Raw genomic sequence first — 13,701 nt, 5'->3', positions numbered from 1 at the left:
AGCGTGCACGCGCGAACGGACAACCTAACCGATGACCGTGATCTGGTCGAACGAAAGCTCGACCGGCGTCTCGCGGCCGAAGATGAGCAGCGTGACCTTGACCTTGCCGGACTCGGCGTTGACCTCGGACACCTTGCCGTCGAAATCGGCCAGAGGACCGGAGATGACCTTGACGGCCGTACCGACCTCGATGGCGACCGACGTGCGCTTGGGAGCGCCGCCCTTGGCGGACTTGCGCATCATCTTGTTGTACTCATCGCGGGAGAGCGGAGCGGGCTTGCCGTTGGCGCCCAGAAAACCGGTCACGCCGGGGGTGTTGCGCACGCAGGTCCAAGCATCATCGTCCATCTCCATACGGACCAGTACATAGCCCGGGAAGATCTTCGAATCCTTGGTCTCGCGCTTGCCGCCCTCTTTGATCTCGGTGACGCGCTCTACCGGAATCTCGATGTTGAAGATACGGTCCTGCATGCCCATGGTCTCGATGCGATGCTCGAGATCGGACTTGACGCGGTTCTCGTATCCGGAATAGGTGTGAACTACGTACCAACGCTTAGACATGAACTACCCCCTCAGTCCCGACAAGAGCAGAAGGCCCTCACCGATGACAACATCGAGGACGGCGATCACGATACCAACGACAACGAGCGAAACGACGACCGCCACGGAGTAGTTGATGAGCTCCTTCTTGGACGGCCACACAACGCGCTTCATCTCGGAGCGGATGGAGCCAAGGTACTTCTTTGCACGGGCGATGATACCCGGCTTGGCGTTCTTGGCCTTGGTGGTCTTCTTGGAAGCCTTCTTCGACGTCTCAGGGGCCTTCTCGCCCTTCTTGAAGAGAGACTTCTTCTCCTCCTTCTGAGGAGCGGCCTTCTTGGCATCCGCCTTCTTGCCGGCTGCCTGCGCAGGCTGGGCCTTAGAAGCAGCAGGAGAAGCCTGGTTGCTCTTCTTCTTGGACTTCTTGTTGGCCATGACGTTTACCTCCGGCCTAAACCACCTAGACATTAGAAACCGTAAGCCTCACAAGGAGGCTTACGGATTACAAACTGGCACGCCAGGAAGGACTCGAACCCTCAACACTCGGTTTTGGAGACCGATGCTCTACCAATTGAACTACTGGCGTATGTACGTGAGACTAGCGAGTCTCTTTGTGCACGGTGTGACGACGGCACCAGGGGCAATACTTCTTGATCTCCATGCGATCAGGCATGTTTGCCTTGTTCTTGGTCGTCGTATAGTTGCGACGCTTGCACTCGGTGCAGGCAAGTGTAACGAGAGTACGCATGTATCTAATAACCTCCATTTACCGTCCCCTGCGGGCACGGTGGAACATTTAACCGCAGATACGGAAGTGTGTCAATGCTCCTTTGAAATCTGGTGGATATCTGCAAATTCGTTACACAACCTGTACAAAGGAGTAGACAAGAAAAACCCGGCTCCCCCGAAAAGGAGCCGGGTTCAAGAAGCAAATCAGCTACGACTAACCGAAGTTACTCGATGATGGTGCTGACGACGCCGGAGCCAACGGTGTGGCCACCCTCGCGGATAGCGAAGCGCAGGCCCTCCTCCATGGCGATCGGGTGAATGAGGTCGCCCTCGATGGTGATGTGGTCACCAGGCATGGCCATCTCGGTGCCCTCGGGCAGCTTGACGGAGCCGGTCACGTCAGTGGTACGGAAGTAGAACTGCGGACGGTAACCATCGAAGAACGGGGTGTGACGGCCGCCCTCCTCCTTGGTGAGGACGTAGACCTCGCCGGTGAACTTGGTGTGCGGGTGAACCGAACCGGGCTTGCAGAGAACCTGGCCGCGCTCGATCTGCTCACGCTTGATGCCGCGCAGCAGGATGCCGACGTTGTCGCCAGCCTCGCAGAAGTCCATGGTCTTGCGGAACATCTCGATGCCGGTAGCAACGGTGGACTGGGTCTCCTTGATGCCGACGATCTCGACGGGCTCGTTGAGCTTGAGCTGACCGCGCTCGACACGACCGGTAGCAACGGTACCACGGCCGGAGATGGTCATGACGTCCTCGACAGCCATCAGGAACGGCTTGGCGTCGTCGCGCTCGGGGGTCGGGATGTACTCGTCAACAGCCTTCATGAGCTCGCGGACGGAATCCATCCACTTCTCCTCGCCGTTGAGGGCGCCCAGAGCGGAGCCGCGGACAACGGGGATGTCGTCGCCGGGGAAGTCGTACTCGGAGAGGAGCTCACGGGTCTCCATCTCGACGAGGTCGATAAGCTCCTCGTCGTCAACCATGTCGCACTTGTTCAGGAACACGACGATGTAGGGCACGCCGACCTGACGGGCGAGCAGGATGTGCTCGCGGGTCTGGGCCATGGGGCCGTCGGTGGCAGCGATGACCAGGATAGCGCCGTCCATCTGAGCAGCACCGGAGATCATGTTCTTGATGTAGTCAGCGTGGCCGGGGCAGTCGACGTGAGCGTAGTGACGCGTAGCGGTCTCGTACTCGACGTGAGCGACGGAGATGGTGATGCCGCGCTCGCGCTCCTCGGGAGCCTTGTCGATGTTCTCGAACGCGGTGAAGTCGGCCTTGCAGCCCTCGGTCTCGGAGAGAACCTTGGTGATGGCAGCCGTCAGCGTGGTCTTGCCGTGGTCAACGTGACCGATGGTGCCGATGTTAACATGCGGCTTAGTGCGCTCGAACTTTTCCTTGGCCATGAAGCCTCCTCCTTAAAGGTGTCCCCGGCGGGACGTACCAATAAACTTAGTGGCTCCCCTAGTATATAGGAAAGCCACCGTGTTACCTGGGTAGCGGTGACTGGATTCGAACCAGTGACGCCACGGGTATGAACCGTGTGCTCTAACCAGCTGAGCTACACCGCCGTACTGGAGCCTGCGACCGGACTTGAACCGGTGACCTCCTCGTTACCAACGAGGTGCTCTACCGACTGAGCTACACAGGCGTGAACGGGTGGGAGCTATAGGATTCGAACCTATGTAGGCATAGCCAACGGGTTTACAGCCCGTCCCCATTAACCACTCGGGCAAACTCCCATGTGTTCACGCGCTCGGAACGGCTGGCCGCTCCGTTGCGCAGGAAGGATATTACGACGCTCGGGGGCCGGATGTCAACGCAAAGTTGCTTAATACACGCCACCGGGCGTATCCCATTTGTGCCACATAGGCGTTGACCTGCGGTTTTAGCGGCACTTTATCATGGTGAGCTTGTGAAGATGCAGGATTCCTGACAAGTGCAAATTGGGGACGTACCTTCCGCTTGTGCAAATTGGGGACGTACCTTCCGCTTGCACTTTTACAAACTGGGGACACCCCTTCTGCTTCTGCGCCTGGGATGGGTTGTTTGGGGACGGGTTCATTTCAACCCATCCCGTCGCCCGCGCCCGTCTCCCACGGCCTGCCCCCTGCCATTAGGGATGGGCACAAGTGACAGAGGGACGCTCGACCGACCGGTAAGCCCGGCTTCGATCTTCGAGCTCCCCCGACGTAGGTTCAGCGTTCCGTGTCCGCCTCGATTTCATGACTGGTTCATGACCGTTTCATGACTTGATGCGAATGGAATGCAGCGACAGGGATCTTTTCGCGCCCACTTCACCATATTTACTGGCGATTTACTGGCACTTCTTATTAATACTGGCAACAAAAAGAAACAGGCCAGACCATTTACCGTGTCTGACCTGCTGTTTTCTATGGAGCCAGCGACAGGAATCGAACCCGCAACCCAATGATTACAAATCATTTGCTCTACCGTTGAGCCACGCTGGCACGCTTGGCGCTTGCGCGTGAAGCCCTTACAGGATACTGAAAGCGACCATCAGGGGCAAGAGCGCCGCGACATTCCCTATCGGGTCGCCTTGAACGCCCGCAGCTTCTCCAGGGTTTCAGGCGAAAGACGGCTGCCCAGCGTCATCTTGATCTTGGGAGCCTCCTCCGCCTCGCGCACATCCTCGTCGACGTGACGAAGCTCCTCCACGAAGATGCGGGCCGAGATGCGCGCCACGCCCTTCCCCATCACGGTCGCCTGAATCGTGCCGTCGCTGGTGACCACCGTGCACGCACGGCCCGCCTCGCGGGCATCGGTGCACAGCTGCTGAACCACCGTGTCGGCCGATACGCCCGTGGGAGAGAACTCGATGCGCACGCCCGCCTGCGGCAGATTGGGCCGGTCGGCCGAAACATTGCCGGCGCCGTCGAACACGATGACCGGTTCGTAGCGGCGGCCGGCGAACGCCGCGACGTCGGCGATCAGCGCCGTGCGCGCGCGGTCGTACACATCGTGCGAATAGGGGTCGTCCGACTTGTCGAAGATAAGCTGCTCGTAGCGCGGCGTCGCATGGATGACGTTGTAGCCGTCCACGACCAGAAGCTCGCGCTTCCCGCTCACGTTCGACCCGCGCGGCACATCGGGCGTCGAGAATGCCGAGGCGAACGCGTTACCCACGCCGTAGGTGCTCGCATCGACGAACTTTTGCGCCGATCCCTCGCCGAAGCGCTTCGCCTTGGCCTTGGCCCGGTTCTTCTTGGTCATGGGCTACTCGCCCGCCCCGTCGACGAGCACGGCGCGGTTGCGGCGCATCCACTCGAAGCTGAGAGCCGTCGCCGCCTGGGCGACATTCAGGCTCTCGGTCTCGCCGCGCTGGGGGAGCTTGGTCAGGAAATCGCACGTCTGGAGCACCAGGCGGGAGATGCCCTCGCCCTCTGAGCCCATGACGAGCGCGACCCGGCCCTCGAGCGGAGCGTCCCAGCACACCTGCTCGGCGTGTTCGGAAGCGCCGCACGCCCAAAAACCGGCCTCCTTGAGGTCCTCGAGCGCACGCGCGATGTTGGGAACCTGGGCGATCGGCAGATGCATGACCGCGCCCGCGCTCGTCTTATAGGTCGCAACCGTGACCTCGGCGGCGCGCTTGTTCGCGATGACGACGCCCGCGGCGCCGACGACCTCGGCCGAGCGCACGATTGCGCCGAAGTTGCCCGCGTCGGTCACATGGTCGAGCACGAGCACCAGCGCCGGACCGTCGCCGGCGCGCGCGATGATGTCCGACAGGTCGGCATACGGGTACGATCCGACCTCGAGCACGATGCCCTGATGCGCGCCATGGCTCGAGATGGCATCGAGCTGCTCGCGGGCAACGTAGCTGACAGGCGCGTTCACCGAGCGCAACGCCTCGATGATCTGCGTCAGGACGACGTCTTTACTCGAGCTCTCCGCAACCAGCGCGCGCTTGACGGGATAACCCGTGCGCAGCGCCTCGATGGCTGCGCGGCGGCCTTCGAGATACGAGCCCTCCGGTGCATGGGCGGGCTGGGCCGCGCGAGCAGGGCGCGTCGCTCCCCCGGAGCGCTGGCCGCCCTTGCCGGGATGCGTCTGGCTGCGTCCGCCCGGGCGCTGTCGCCCAGCGGCCTCGCGCTGCCTTTCGGGCCCCTTGCGGTTCGCACCGCGCCCTCCGCGAGCCTCGGGGCGCTGTCCCTTGTTGTTCTGCTGTCGTGCCATGCGGCTCCCATCTGACTCTCATCGTTATTCGACCTTGCAGTATAGATGAGACGTCCTCGACGCCGGCACGTTGCGCAGATGTTCCACGGTTGGGAACGACGTCGGAGCCCTAAAAGGACGGCAGGGGCTTCGCAATCGAAACCCCTGCTCGCAGATGATTAAAGATGGCCCCGTCCCAAAAGGTGGCGCTAGAGGTGCTTGATGCGCGATCCCGCGGCGGTGTCCTCGATCATGAGGCCCATGTCGCGAAGCTGATCGCGAATCGCGTCGGCAAGCTCCCAGTTCTTGGCTGCGCGCGCCTCGGCACGGGCGGCAAGGATCTTCTCCGCGGCCTCGTCGACGTCATCACCCGTATAGCCGACAAGCCCGGCGGCGACGCCGAGCAGGCCAACCGGCAGCTCCTCTTCCGGCTTCGGCAGCTCGATGCCCAAGATCGCAAACGCGCCCGCGATGGACACGGCGCACACGGTCGCCGCCTCCTCGTCCACGGCGGAGCCGGCCTGGTCGAGATAGGTGTTCGCCTCCGTCACCAACTGGAAGTACGCAGCGAGCGCGCCGGCAGTGTTGAAATCGTCGTTCATGCAGGACTCGAACTCCGCGGAAGCCCTCTCAGTCGCGGCGACGAGCGCGGCCGCACGCTGGGCGTCCGCCTCGCCCTCCGCGTGGTCGGCAGCCCACTTGAGGTTGTTCACCGTTCCCGCGATGCGCGCGAGCGAGTTCTCCGCGCCCTCGAGACGCTCCCAGCTGAAGTCGAGCGGGCTGCGGTAGTGCGTCTGCAGCATGAGCAGGCGAAGCGCCGCCGCGGAGTGCTTCTCGAGCACCTCCTCGAGCGTGAAGAAGTTACCGAGCGACTTCGACATCTTCTCGCCGTCCACGAGCAGCATGCCCGTGTGCATCCAGGTGTTGGCAAAACCCTGATGCCACGCGCACGAGGCCTGCGCGCACTCGTTCTCATGATGCGGGAAGGCGAGGTCGGAGCCGCCGCCGTGGATATCGATCGGCGTGCCCAGGTAGCGGTGCACCATCGCGGCGCACTCGGTATGCCAGCCGGGGCGCCCCTTGCCCCACGGGGAGTTCCACATGGGCTCGCCCGGCTTGGCGGCCTTCCACAGGGCGAAGTCCAGCGGATCGTTCTTGTCCTCGTTCTCCTCGATGCGCGCGCCGACCATCAGGTCGTCGATCTTGCGACCGGAAACCTCGCCGTAGCTGGGATCGCTACGGACCGCGAAGTACACGTCGCCGTTATCGGCCGCATAGGCGTGACCCTGCTCGATGAGCGTCTTGATCATGCCGATCATGGGGCCGATCTCCTTGGTGGCGCGCGGACGGATGTCGGGATCCATCACGTTGGCCTTGTGCATGACCGCGATGAACTTCTCGGAGAACTCGCTCGCCACGTCCTCGGCCGTACGGCCCTGCTCGTTCGCGCGGTTGATGATCTTGTCGTCCACATCGGTGAGGTTCTGCGCGAACGTGACCTCGAACCCGGAGGCGATCAGCCAGCGGCGGATGACGTCGAAGGAGATGAACGTGCGCGCGTTGCCGATGTGGATGTTGTCGTAGACGGTGGGGCCGCACACGTACATGCGCACCTTGCCCGCCTCGATGGGCTGGAACTCTTCTTTGGTATGGGTCTTGCTGTTGTAGATCTTCATGGCAAACATCCTCTCAGGGAGGTCCAAAGACGGCGAGGCGCGATGCGGCACCTCGCCCGTCCGTCGTGCGGTCGGTCGGAGATGGGGTCTTCGGGGCGGACGATGCGCCGGCTCCTAGGCCCGATCGCGGGAGCTACATCGCTCGAGCAGGCACACGGCCCAGGCACCGATGCCGGCACCCTCGCCTTCCCAGCCAAGCTTCTCGGTGGTCGTCGCCTTCACGCCCACCTGCTCGACATCGACGCCGAGCGCGCGGGCGAGGTTGGCGCGCATCGCGTCGCGATGCGGCGTGATCTTGGGCGCCTGCGCCGCAATGGTGCAGTCGGCATCGACGAATTCGTAGCCGCGCTCGCGTGCGAACTCCATGACGCGCGAAAGCAGCACAAGCGAGTCCGCGCCCTCGTACGCGGGATCCGTGTCGGGGAACAGCTTCCCGATGTCGCCTCCTCGGCAGGCGCCGAGAATCGCGTCTGCCAGCGCGTGAGCGAGCACGTCGGCGTCCGAATGGCCGAGCAGGCCCTTCTCGTACGGGATGTCCACGCCACCGATGATGCAGCGGCGTCCTTCCACCAGACGGTGAACATCGTAGCCGTGTCCTATGCGAAGTGCGGGCTGCTGCATGGCGCGATTGCCTTCCTGCTCGGTTTGCGTTGCCAGCATCATACCTCAGCAGGCGAAGGTTTGCCGGAAGGCCCCGAGTGAGACCGCGATTGCATGGGACATCGACCGCTCGCTTTCACACCGGTCGCTCGCAGCCGGTGCAGCCTGGACTGACCGAACTTCAGCTCCCCGGTTTTTCATGAACGAAGGACACCGTTTTCGGCGTTTGCCCAGGAAAGCGATTTCTGACATCGCACTTTTTCATGAAAAGCGAGCGATGGCGGGGTGCGGCAATACCACTGCCCATCGCACCCACATCGCACACCAAACTTGCTACCATGGTGCGCGGCCAACCGACGCGAGAGCTCGGCTTGGCTTGTTGCACTCAACCGCCAAAGGAGAGCCCTATGGATCGGCCGATCATCGGCATTCTCGGCATGCGCACGATCGACGCGAGCGGAAACGTCCCCGTCATGCGCGACTTCACCAATGCCGCGTACTGTGCGGCCGTCCAGCGAGGCGGCGGCATCCCGCTGCTCATCCCCGCCACGACGGGCATCGATGACGTGGACAGGCTTCTCGCCTGCTGCCAGGGATTGCTCCTGCCGGGAGGCATCGACGTCGATCCGCGTCTCTACCACGAAGATCCCCTGCCCGAGCTGGGCGAAGTCGACCTGCACACCGACCGACTTTGGATGACGGCCTGCATGCGTGCCCTCGAGTTGGGCCTTCCCTTACTCGGCATCTGCCGCGGCCTGCAGCTCGCCAACGTCGCCCTGGGAGGCAGTCTGTACCAAGACCTCGCTTACGCGAACCCCCGGCATCTGCTGCATGCCCAGAAGCAAAACCGCGACTACCTGATGCACCGCATCGACATCGACGCTGCAAGCCGCGTGGCACGCATCCTCGGTACCACCTCGCTGTACACCAACACCCTCCACCACCAATGCGTCAAAGAAGCGGGACGCGGTCTTTCCGTGATCGCCCGTACCTCAGACGGCATCCCCGAAGCACTGGAATCTGCAGACGGCCAGATCGTTTTGGTCCAATGGCACCCTGAAGAGCTGCTCGAAAGCGAACCGCGCATGCTCGGACTGTTTACCGACCTCGTGGAGCGCGCACAAGGTTAAGGGAGCACTAGACGGCGTTCATGAAAAAGCGTCGAACCGGGACGGCGGGATGGGTTGAAACGAACCCGTCCCCAAACAACCCATTTGTCAGCCGCGGGAGCGCAGCAGGAATTCAACCAAGGGCAGGTCTTCGGGCAACGTGACCTTCAGGTTGTCGCGCGGGGCCTCGACGCAGCGGACGCGGCCGCCGGCGCGCTCGACAATCGATGCGTCATCAGTGCCCACGAAGCCCTCCGCGCGCACGGCGTCCTCGGCACGGCGGAGCGCCTCGACGCGGAAGATCTGGGGCGTCTGCACGGTCCAGAAGCGGCTTCGATCGGGCGTGTCGAGAATCATTCCGTCTTCGACGAGCTTGAGCGTGTCGACGGCGGGCTGTCCGCACACCACGCCGTCGAGCTCGGGGTCCTCACGCAGGACGCGCACCGCGCCTTCGATAACCTCTGGGGTGATGAGGGGGCGTGCGCCATCATGGATCGCCACGAAATCACAGGTCTTTGGCACCTCCGCCAGACCAGAGCGCGTGGAATCCTGCCTGGTGTCGCCCGCGGGGGCAAAACTCACGGGCACCGTGAGGTCGAACGGATCGACCGCGCGGCGGCGCACCTCCTCGGTGCGCTCAGCCGGGCAGACCACCACGATATGGCCGACCGAGGGCGCGGCGTCAAACGCCAGAAGCGACCAGGTCATGAGCGGACGTCCCGCGGCATCGATGAGCTGCTTGCCGCCGGGGTTGCCGAAACGCTGCCCCGATCCGCCGGCAACGATGACCGCGCACACGTCGCCCATGTCAGGCACCCTGCTTGCCCTGCATGCGCGCCAGGGAATCGGCCAGGATCGCGGGGTTGTTGACGCCGAAGTCGCCCAGGCGCTCGGGGTCTTTCTGGATATCGCCCATGAGCTCCTGCAGCGAGCCGTATTCGTCGACGATCTTCTCGGCCACACCGTCGCGCACCACCGACACGCGCGAGAGAGTGCGCAGGCCGAGCGGCGTCATGACGGAGTCCTCATCCAGGTCGTCGAAACCGAGCGCGTCGGCGACGCGCGCGGGATTGGAGAGCTCCTCGGGCGTCATGGAGCTGAAGCGCTCGCGGATGCGTCGCGCGTTCTCCTCCGACGAATCGCTCGCGTAGTCGCGGATCATGAGGTCGTATTCGGTATCCATGCTCTCGCCGGCGAGCTGCTCCATCTGCATCTGGACCAGCTTGCCCTGGTTGCCGAGCTTGACGATGCAGCTGCGAAGCTCCTCTTTGGCCTGCTGCATGATCTCGAAGCTCGAGAAGATGCCGGTGATGTCGGCGAGCGTGACGTAGTCGTCCAGCTCAAGGGCGGTCAGACGGACCAGCGATTTGTCGAGCGAGGCGCGCGTGGTCTGCAGCGTGGCGATGAGCTGGTTGACCGAGCTCATGATGATGCCGACGGGCTGGATCTCGTAGGCCTTGCCCTTGACGTAGACGTTCACCACCGAACGGCGGGACGACACCGAGATCATGATGGCGTCGGTCAGCACGCTCATGCGGGCGGCCGTGCGATGGCGCATGCCCGTCTCGCTCGTGGTGATGGAGGAATCCGGATTGAGGTGGAAGTTGGCGCGCAGGATATGCGACAGATCCTCGTCGATCACGACCGCGCCGTCCATCTTGGAAAGCTCGAACAGGCGGTTGGAGGTAAACGAGATGTTCAGCGGAAAGCCGTCGTTGCCGGCGGCGAGCACGTTTTCGGTATCGCCGACGCAGATCAGGGCGCCGAGATGCCCGGCGATGATCATGTCGAGGGCGGTCCTGATGGGCTGACCGGGAGCGGTCAGTCTGATGGCCTGGTCCATGCGCTTTTGAATCTCGTTTTTATCCAATGTGCTACTCCATCTGCTCGCATTCTCAGTCATGCAAATATTTTCTCATGGATACCACCGCTTTGCGACAACGTTTTACAAAGTTAAACAGAAAAATGTCACCGCCAAGGTCGCTGCAGACCGCCGACCACATCCGCGCACTGACGCGCTCCGCAACGAAAACGGCGCCCGCGATGGCGGACGCCGTTCGATAGGTCACCCTATTCGGGATTATGAAGAGGGTACGGGCCGGTCCCTGGACCCTACGAGCGCGCTCCGGCGCCCAGCTGCCGTGCGGTGCCCGAGGAGTTCCGGGCGCCCGCCGAGCCGCTACGCGGCGCGGACTCGAACGACGCGCCCAGCACGCCGGTCGCCCGCGGAGCCGGAATCTCGCCCGTGCCGTGGCTGAAGACGAACTCGTCATCCACGACATCGGTGAGCACCGTGTCTCCCTCGCGCCACTCGCCCGCCAGCAGCTCCTCGCTCAAAGGATCCTCGATGAGGCGCTGGATGGCGCGGCGCAGCGGACGGGCGCCGTTGGTGAGGTCGGTGCCCTCGGCCACGATCTTGGCGATGGCGGCATCGGTCAGCACGATGTTCATGCCGTTGGCGATCAGGCGCTGGCGCAGGTCGTCCACGAGAAGCTCGGCGATCTTGGTGAGCGACTCTCCCGCAAGCTTCTGGAAGACCACGATGTCGTCGATACGGTTCAAGAACTCGGGCCTGAACAGGCGCTTGAGCTCGCCCATGGCGCGGCTCTTGATCTCCTTGGCGGAAAGCCCGGTCTCGCCGGTGGTGCCAAAGCCCACGCTCGCGTCCTGCGCGATCTCGCGCGCGCCCACGTTGGACGTCATGATGATCACGGTGTTGCGGAAGTCGACGGTCTTGCCCTGGCCATCGGTCAGACGGCCCTCGTCGAGCACCTGCAGCAGCACGTTGAAGATGTCCGGGTGTGCCTTCTCGATCTCATCGAACAGCACGACGGAGTACGGATGCCGGCGCACGGCCTTGGTGAGCTGGCCGCCCTCCTCGTGGCCCACGTATCCCGGAGGGCTACCGATGAGCTTGGAGACCTCGTACTCGCTGGCGAACTCGCTCATGTCGAAGCTGATCAGCGCGTCCTTGCTGCCGAACAGGTACTCGGCGAGCGTCTTGGCGAGCTCGGTCTTGCCCGTGCCCGTGGGGCCGAGGAAGATGAACGAGCCGCCCGGGCGGCGCGGGTCCTTGAGCGGCGAGCGCGAGCGGCGGATTGCCTTGGCCACCGCGTGCACCGCCTCGTCCTGGCCGATGATGCGGGTCTTGAGCACGTCCTCGCAGGCGAGCAGGCGACGGGACTCGTCCTCGGTCAGCGAGGACACCGGCACGCCCGAGGTCGCGGACACGATGTCGGCGATCTGCGGCACGTCGATGGCAAGCGGGCTCGCATCCATCTCGGCGTTCCAGGCGGCACGGGCCTCGGACAGCTCGATCTCGGCGGCATGCTGCTGCTCCTTGAGCTCGGCGGCGCGGTTCATGTCGTCGTCCTTCGTGGCCGCCTCGACCGCCGCCTTGAGCTCTCCGACGTGCGCCTCGGCGGTGCGAACCGGCTCGGGGGCGCGATTGGCCGCGATGCGCGCGCGGGCGCCGGCCTCGTCGATCAGGTCGATGGCCTTATCGGGCAGGAAGCGGTCCTGGATGTAGCGGGACGACAGGTTGGCCGCCGCCTCGACCGCCGCAGGCGTGTAGCGCACGTGGTGGTGCTCCTCGTAGCGGGGCAGCAAGGCGTTCAGGATCTTGATGGTGTCCTCGACGCTCGGCTCCTCGACGTCGATCGGCTGGAAGCGGCGCTCAAACGCGGGGTCCTTGGTGAGGTACTTGCGGAACTCTTCGGCCGTGGTCGCTCCGATGATCTGGAACGAGCCGCGCGCGAGCACCGGCTTGAGCATGGAGCTCGCGTCGATGGAGCCCTCGGCGGAGCCGGCGCCAATCAGCGTGTGCATCTCATCGATGAACAGGATGATGTCGTCGGCCTCGGTGGCCTCCTGGATGACGTTCTTCAGGCGCTCCTCGAACTCGCCGCGGTACTTGGCGCCCGCGACAAGGCCCGGCAGGTCGAGCGTCCAGATGTTCATGTTGACGAGGTTCTCCGGCACGTCGCCCGAAGCGATCTGCTGGGCCAGACCCTCGACGATGGCCGTTTTGCCAACGCCCGGATCGCCCAGGATCAAGGGGTTGTTCTTGGTGCGGCGGGAAAGGATCTCCATCATGCGGGAGATCTCCTTCTCGCGCCCGATGACCGGGTCGAGTTTGCCCTCGCGCGCCTGCGCGGTGAGGTTCGTGCCGAACTGGGCGAGCGTGCTGGCGTTCGCGTCGTCGGCGCGCGCCGACTCGCCCGAGAAGAACGGCAGGCCCGCGCCGGGACGACCGGATGCCGAGCCCGCCATGGGGCGTTTGCGCCCCTGGTCCTTCGACGTGAGCTTGTCCACCGCGCCGCGCACCGCGGCCGCGGACACGCCCAGGCGCTGGAGGATGTCCATGCCCATGCCGTCGCTCTCGTCGACCACGCCGAGCAGCAGGTGCTCGGTCGACACGTAGGTCTGGTTGTTCTCGCGCGCCAGGCGGAAGGAGCGCTCCATGACCGAGATGACGCGCGGGGTGAACGCGAGCTTGGCGGCCTCCGCGGGCTGCTCCTCATCGGGAACCGTGGTGCGGATCTCCTTGAGCTGCGTCAAGATGTCGTCGTAGCTGATATCGAGGGAGCGCAGCGCCTCCGCGGCAATGCCCTCCTGCTCCTTGGCGAGCGCGAGCAGCAGGTGCTCGGTGCCCACCTTCGTGGAATTCTGTGCCAGCGCTTCCTCCTTGGCCAAGGACATGACGCGCCGCGCACGGTCGGTGAATCGATCTAGCATGCGAATACCTCTTACGTGCTAACACTTGTTCGTTCGACCAGTGTGGTACCCAAAGTTGCACTATCTTAACCGAAACGTGAAATTTTAAAAGAAGCCCGCGGAAACACCGGCTAAAAACTCCTCGA

The 13,701-nt window shown here is 63.6% G+C and carries 12 protein-coding genes and 5 tRNA genes; 1 reads left to right on the top strand and 16 read right to left on the bottom strand.

Annotated features, from left to right (window positions below):
• Window positions 1-24: 24 nt before the first annotated feature.
• The 13 genes from nusG to ispF form a co-directional block, all read right to left on the bottom strand.
• Window positions 25-561 (bottom strand): transcription termination/antitermination protein NusG, encoded by a 537-nt coding sequence (gene nusG / locus QVN30_RS00085; RefSeq protein ID WP_066829720.1) that lies wholly within the window; start codon window positions 559-561, stop codon window positions 25-27.
• A gap of 3 nt (window positions 562-564) precedes the next feature.
• Window positions 565-975 (bottom strand): preprotein translocase subunit SecE, encoded by a 411-nt coding sequence (gene secE / locus QVN30_RS00080; RefSeq protein WP_087201537.1) that lies wholly within the window; start codon window positions 973-975, stop codon window positions 565-567.
• A 75-nt stretch (window positions 976-1,050) separates the two neighbouring features.
• Window positions 1,051-1,126 (bottom strand) — tRNA-Trp (locus QVN30_RS00075).
• Between the two features lie 12 nt (window positions 1,127-1,138).
• A complete protein-coding gene (gene rpmG / locus QVN30_RS00070; protein WP_079989048.1) occupies window positions 1,139-1,288 on the bottom strand; it encodes a 50S ribosomal protein L33 in 150 nt (49 codons plus the stop codon).
• Window positions 1,289-1,493: 205 nt separating this feature from the next.
• Complete coding sequence (gene tuf, locus QVN30_RS00065) at window positions 1,494-2,684, bottom strand: elongation factor Tu (RefSeq protein WP_066829724.1); 1,191 nt, start codon at window positions 2,682-2,684, stop codon at window positions 1,494-1,496.
• A 91-nt stretch (window positions 2,685-2,775) separates the two neighbouring features.
• Window positions 2,776-2,849: transfer RNA gene (locus QVN30_RS00060), tRNA-Met, on the bottom strand.
• Window positions 2,850-2,853: 4 nt separating this feature from the next.
• Window positions 2,854-2,929: transfer RNA gene (locus tag QVN30_RS00055), tRNA-Thr, on the bottom strand.
• A 9-nt stretch (window positions 2,930-2,938) separates the two neighbouring features.
• A tRNA-Tyr gene (locus QVN30_RS00050) sits at window positions 2,939-3,020 on the bottom strand.
• Window positions 3,021-3,674: 654 nt separating this feature from the next.
• Window positions 3,675-3,749: transfer RNA gene (locus QVN30_RS00045), tRNA-Thr, on the bottom strand.
• A 76-nt stretch (window positions 3,750-3,825) separates the two neighbouring features.
• A complete protein-coding gene (locus QVN30_RS00040; protein ID WP_204540801.1) occupies window positions 3,826-4,512 on the bottom strand; it encodes an NYN domain-containing protein in 687 nt (228 codons plus the stop codon).
• Window positions 4,513-4,515: 3 nt separating this feature from the next.
• Window positions 4,516-5,475: a 23S rRNA (guanosine(2251)-2'-O)-methyltransferase RlmB gene (gene rlmB / locus QVN30_RS00035; protein WP_289834962.1), complete on the bottom strand. Its 960-nt coding sequence runs from the start codon at window positions 5,473-5,475 to the stop codon at window positions 4,516-4,518.
• Between the two features lie 188 nt (window positions 5,476-5,663).
• Window positions 5,664-7,130: a cysteine--tRNA ligase gene (cysS, locus tag QVN30_RS00030; RefSeq protein ID WP_289820336.1), complete on the bottom strand. Its 1,467-nt coding sequence runs from the start codon at window positions 7,128-7,130 to the stop codon at window positions 5,664-5,666.
• 114 nt (window positions 7,131-7,244) lie between these two features.
• On the bottom strand, window positions 7,245-7,751 hold the full coding sequence (ispF, locus tag QVN30_RS00025; protein WP_087201531.1) for a 2-C-methyl-D-erythritol 2,4-cyclodiphosphate synthase: 507 nt from the start codon (window positions 7,749-7,751) through the stop codon (window positions 7,245-7,247).
• Between the two features lie 386 nt (window positions 7,752-8,137).
• On the opposite strand from ispF, the gene QVN30_RS00020 reads away from it, so the two are divergent.
• Entirely contained in the window at window positions 8,138-8,860 is a 723-nt protein-coding gene (locus QVN30_RS00020; RefSeq protein ID WP_289834961.1) for a gamma-glutamyl-gamma-aminobutyrate hydrolase family protein, read from the top strand.
• A gap of 87 nt (window positions 8,861-8,947) precedes the next feature.
• Here the strand turns inward: QVN30_RS00020 and ispD are convergent, their stop codons facing one another.
• From ispD to QVN30_RS00005, 3 genes are all read right to left on the bottom strand, one after another.
• A complete protein-coding gene (gene ispD / locus QVN30_RS00015; RefSeq protein WP_289834960.1) occupies window positions 8,948-9,646 on the bottom strand; it encodes a 2-C-methyl-D-erythritol 4-phosphate cytidylyltransferase in 699 nt (232 codons plus the stop codon).
• Window position 9,647: 1 nt separating this feature from the next.
• Window positions 9,648-10,682: a DNA integrity scanning diadenylate cyclase DisA gene (gene disA / locus QVN30_RS00010; protein WP_411431520.1), complete on the bottom strand. Its 1,035-nt coding sequence runs from the start codon at window positions 10,680-10,682 to the stop codon at window positions 9,648-9,650.
• Window positions 10,683-10,951: 269 nt separating this feature from the next.
• Window positions 10,952-13,576 (bottom strand): ATP-dependent Clp protease ATP-binding subunit, encoded by a 2,625-nt coding sequence (locus QVN30_RS00005; RefSeq protein ID WP_289834959.1) that lies wholly within the window; start codon window positions 13,574-13,576, stop codon window positions 10,952-10,954.
• Window positions 13,577-13,701 lie beyond the last annotated feature (125 nt).

Origin of the sequence: Collinsella ihumii (assembly GCF_030385545.1) — a bacterium.
Lineage (GTDB): Bacteria > Actinomycetota > Coriobacteriia > Coriobacteriales > Coriobacteriaceae > Collinsella > Collinsella ihumii.
Note: the sequence above shows the minus strand (reverse complement) of the source record. Positions and strands in the feature narration are given on the sequence as shown.

Coding starts and splice junctions, on each gene's coding strand:
- nusG (WP_066829720.1), bottom strand. CDS start 561: ATGTCTAAGCGTTGGTACGTAGTTCACACCTATTCCGGATACGAGAAC.
- secE (WP_087201537.1), bottom strand. CDS start 975: ATGGCCAACAAGAAGTCCAAGAAGAAGAGCAACCAGGCTTCTCCTGCT.
- rpmG (WP_079989048.1), bottom strand. CDS start 1,288: ATGCGTACTCTCGTTACACTTGCCTGCACCGAGTGCAAGCGTCGCAAC.
- tuf (WP_066829724.1), bottom strand. CDS start 2,684: ATGGCCAAGGAAAAGTTCGAGCGCACTAAGCCGCATGTTAACATCGGC.
- QVN30_RS00040 (WP_204540801.1), bottom strand. CDS start 4,512: ATGACCAAGAAGAACCGGGCCAAGGCCAAGGCGAAGCGCTTCGGCGAG.
- rlmB (WP_289834962.1), bottom strand. CDS start 5,475: ATGGCACGACAGCAGAACAACAAGGGACAGCGCCCCGAGGCTCGCGGA.
- cysS (WP_289820336.1), bottom strand. CDS start 7,130: ATGAAGATCTACAACAGCAAGACCCATACCAAAGAAGAGTTCCAGCCC.
- ispF (WP_087201531.1), bottom strand. CDS start 7,751: ATGCAGCAGCCCGCACTTCGCATAGGACACGGCTACGATGTTCACCGT.
- QVN30_RS00020 (WP_289834961.1), top strand. CDS start 8,138: ATGGATCGGCCGATCATCGGCATTCTCGGCATGCGCACGATCGACGCG.
- ispD (WP_289834960.1), bottom strand. CDS start 9,646: ATGGGCGACGTGTGCGCGGTCATCGTTGCCGGCGGATCGGGGCAGCGT.
- disA (WP_411431520.1), bottom strand. CDS start 10,682: ATGGACCAGGCCATCAGACTGACCGCTCCCGGTCAGCCCATCAGGACC.
- QVN30_RS00005 (WP_289834959.1), bottom strand. CDS start 13,576: ATGCTAGATCGATTCACCGACCGTGCGCGGCGCGTCATGTCCTTGGCC.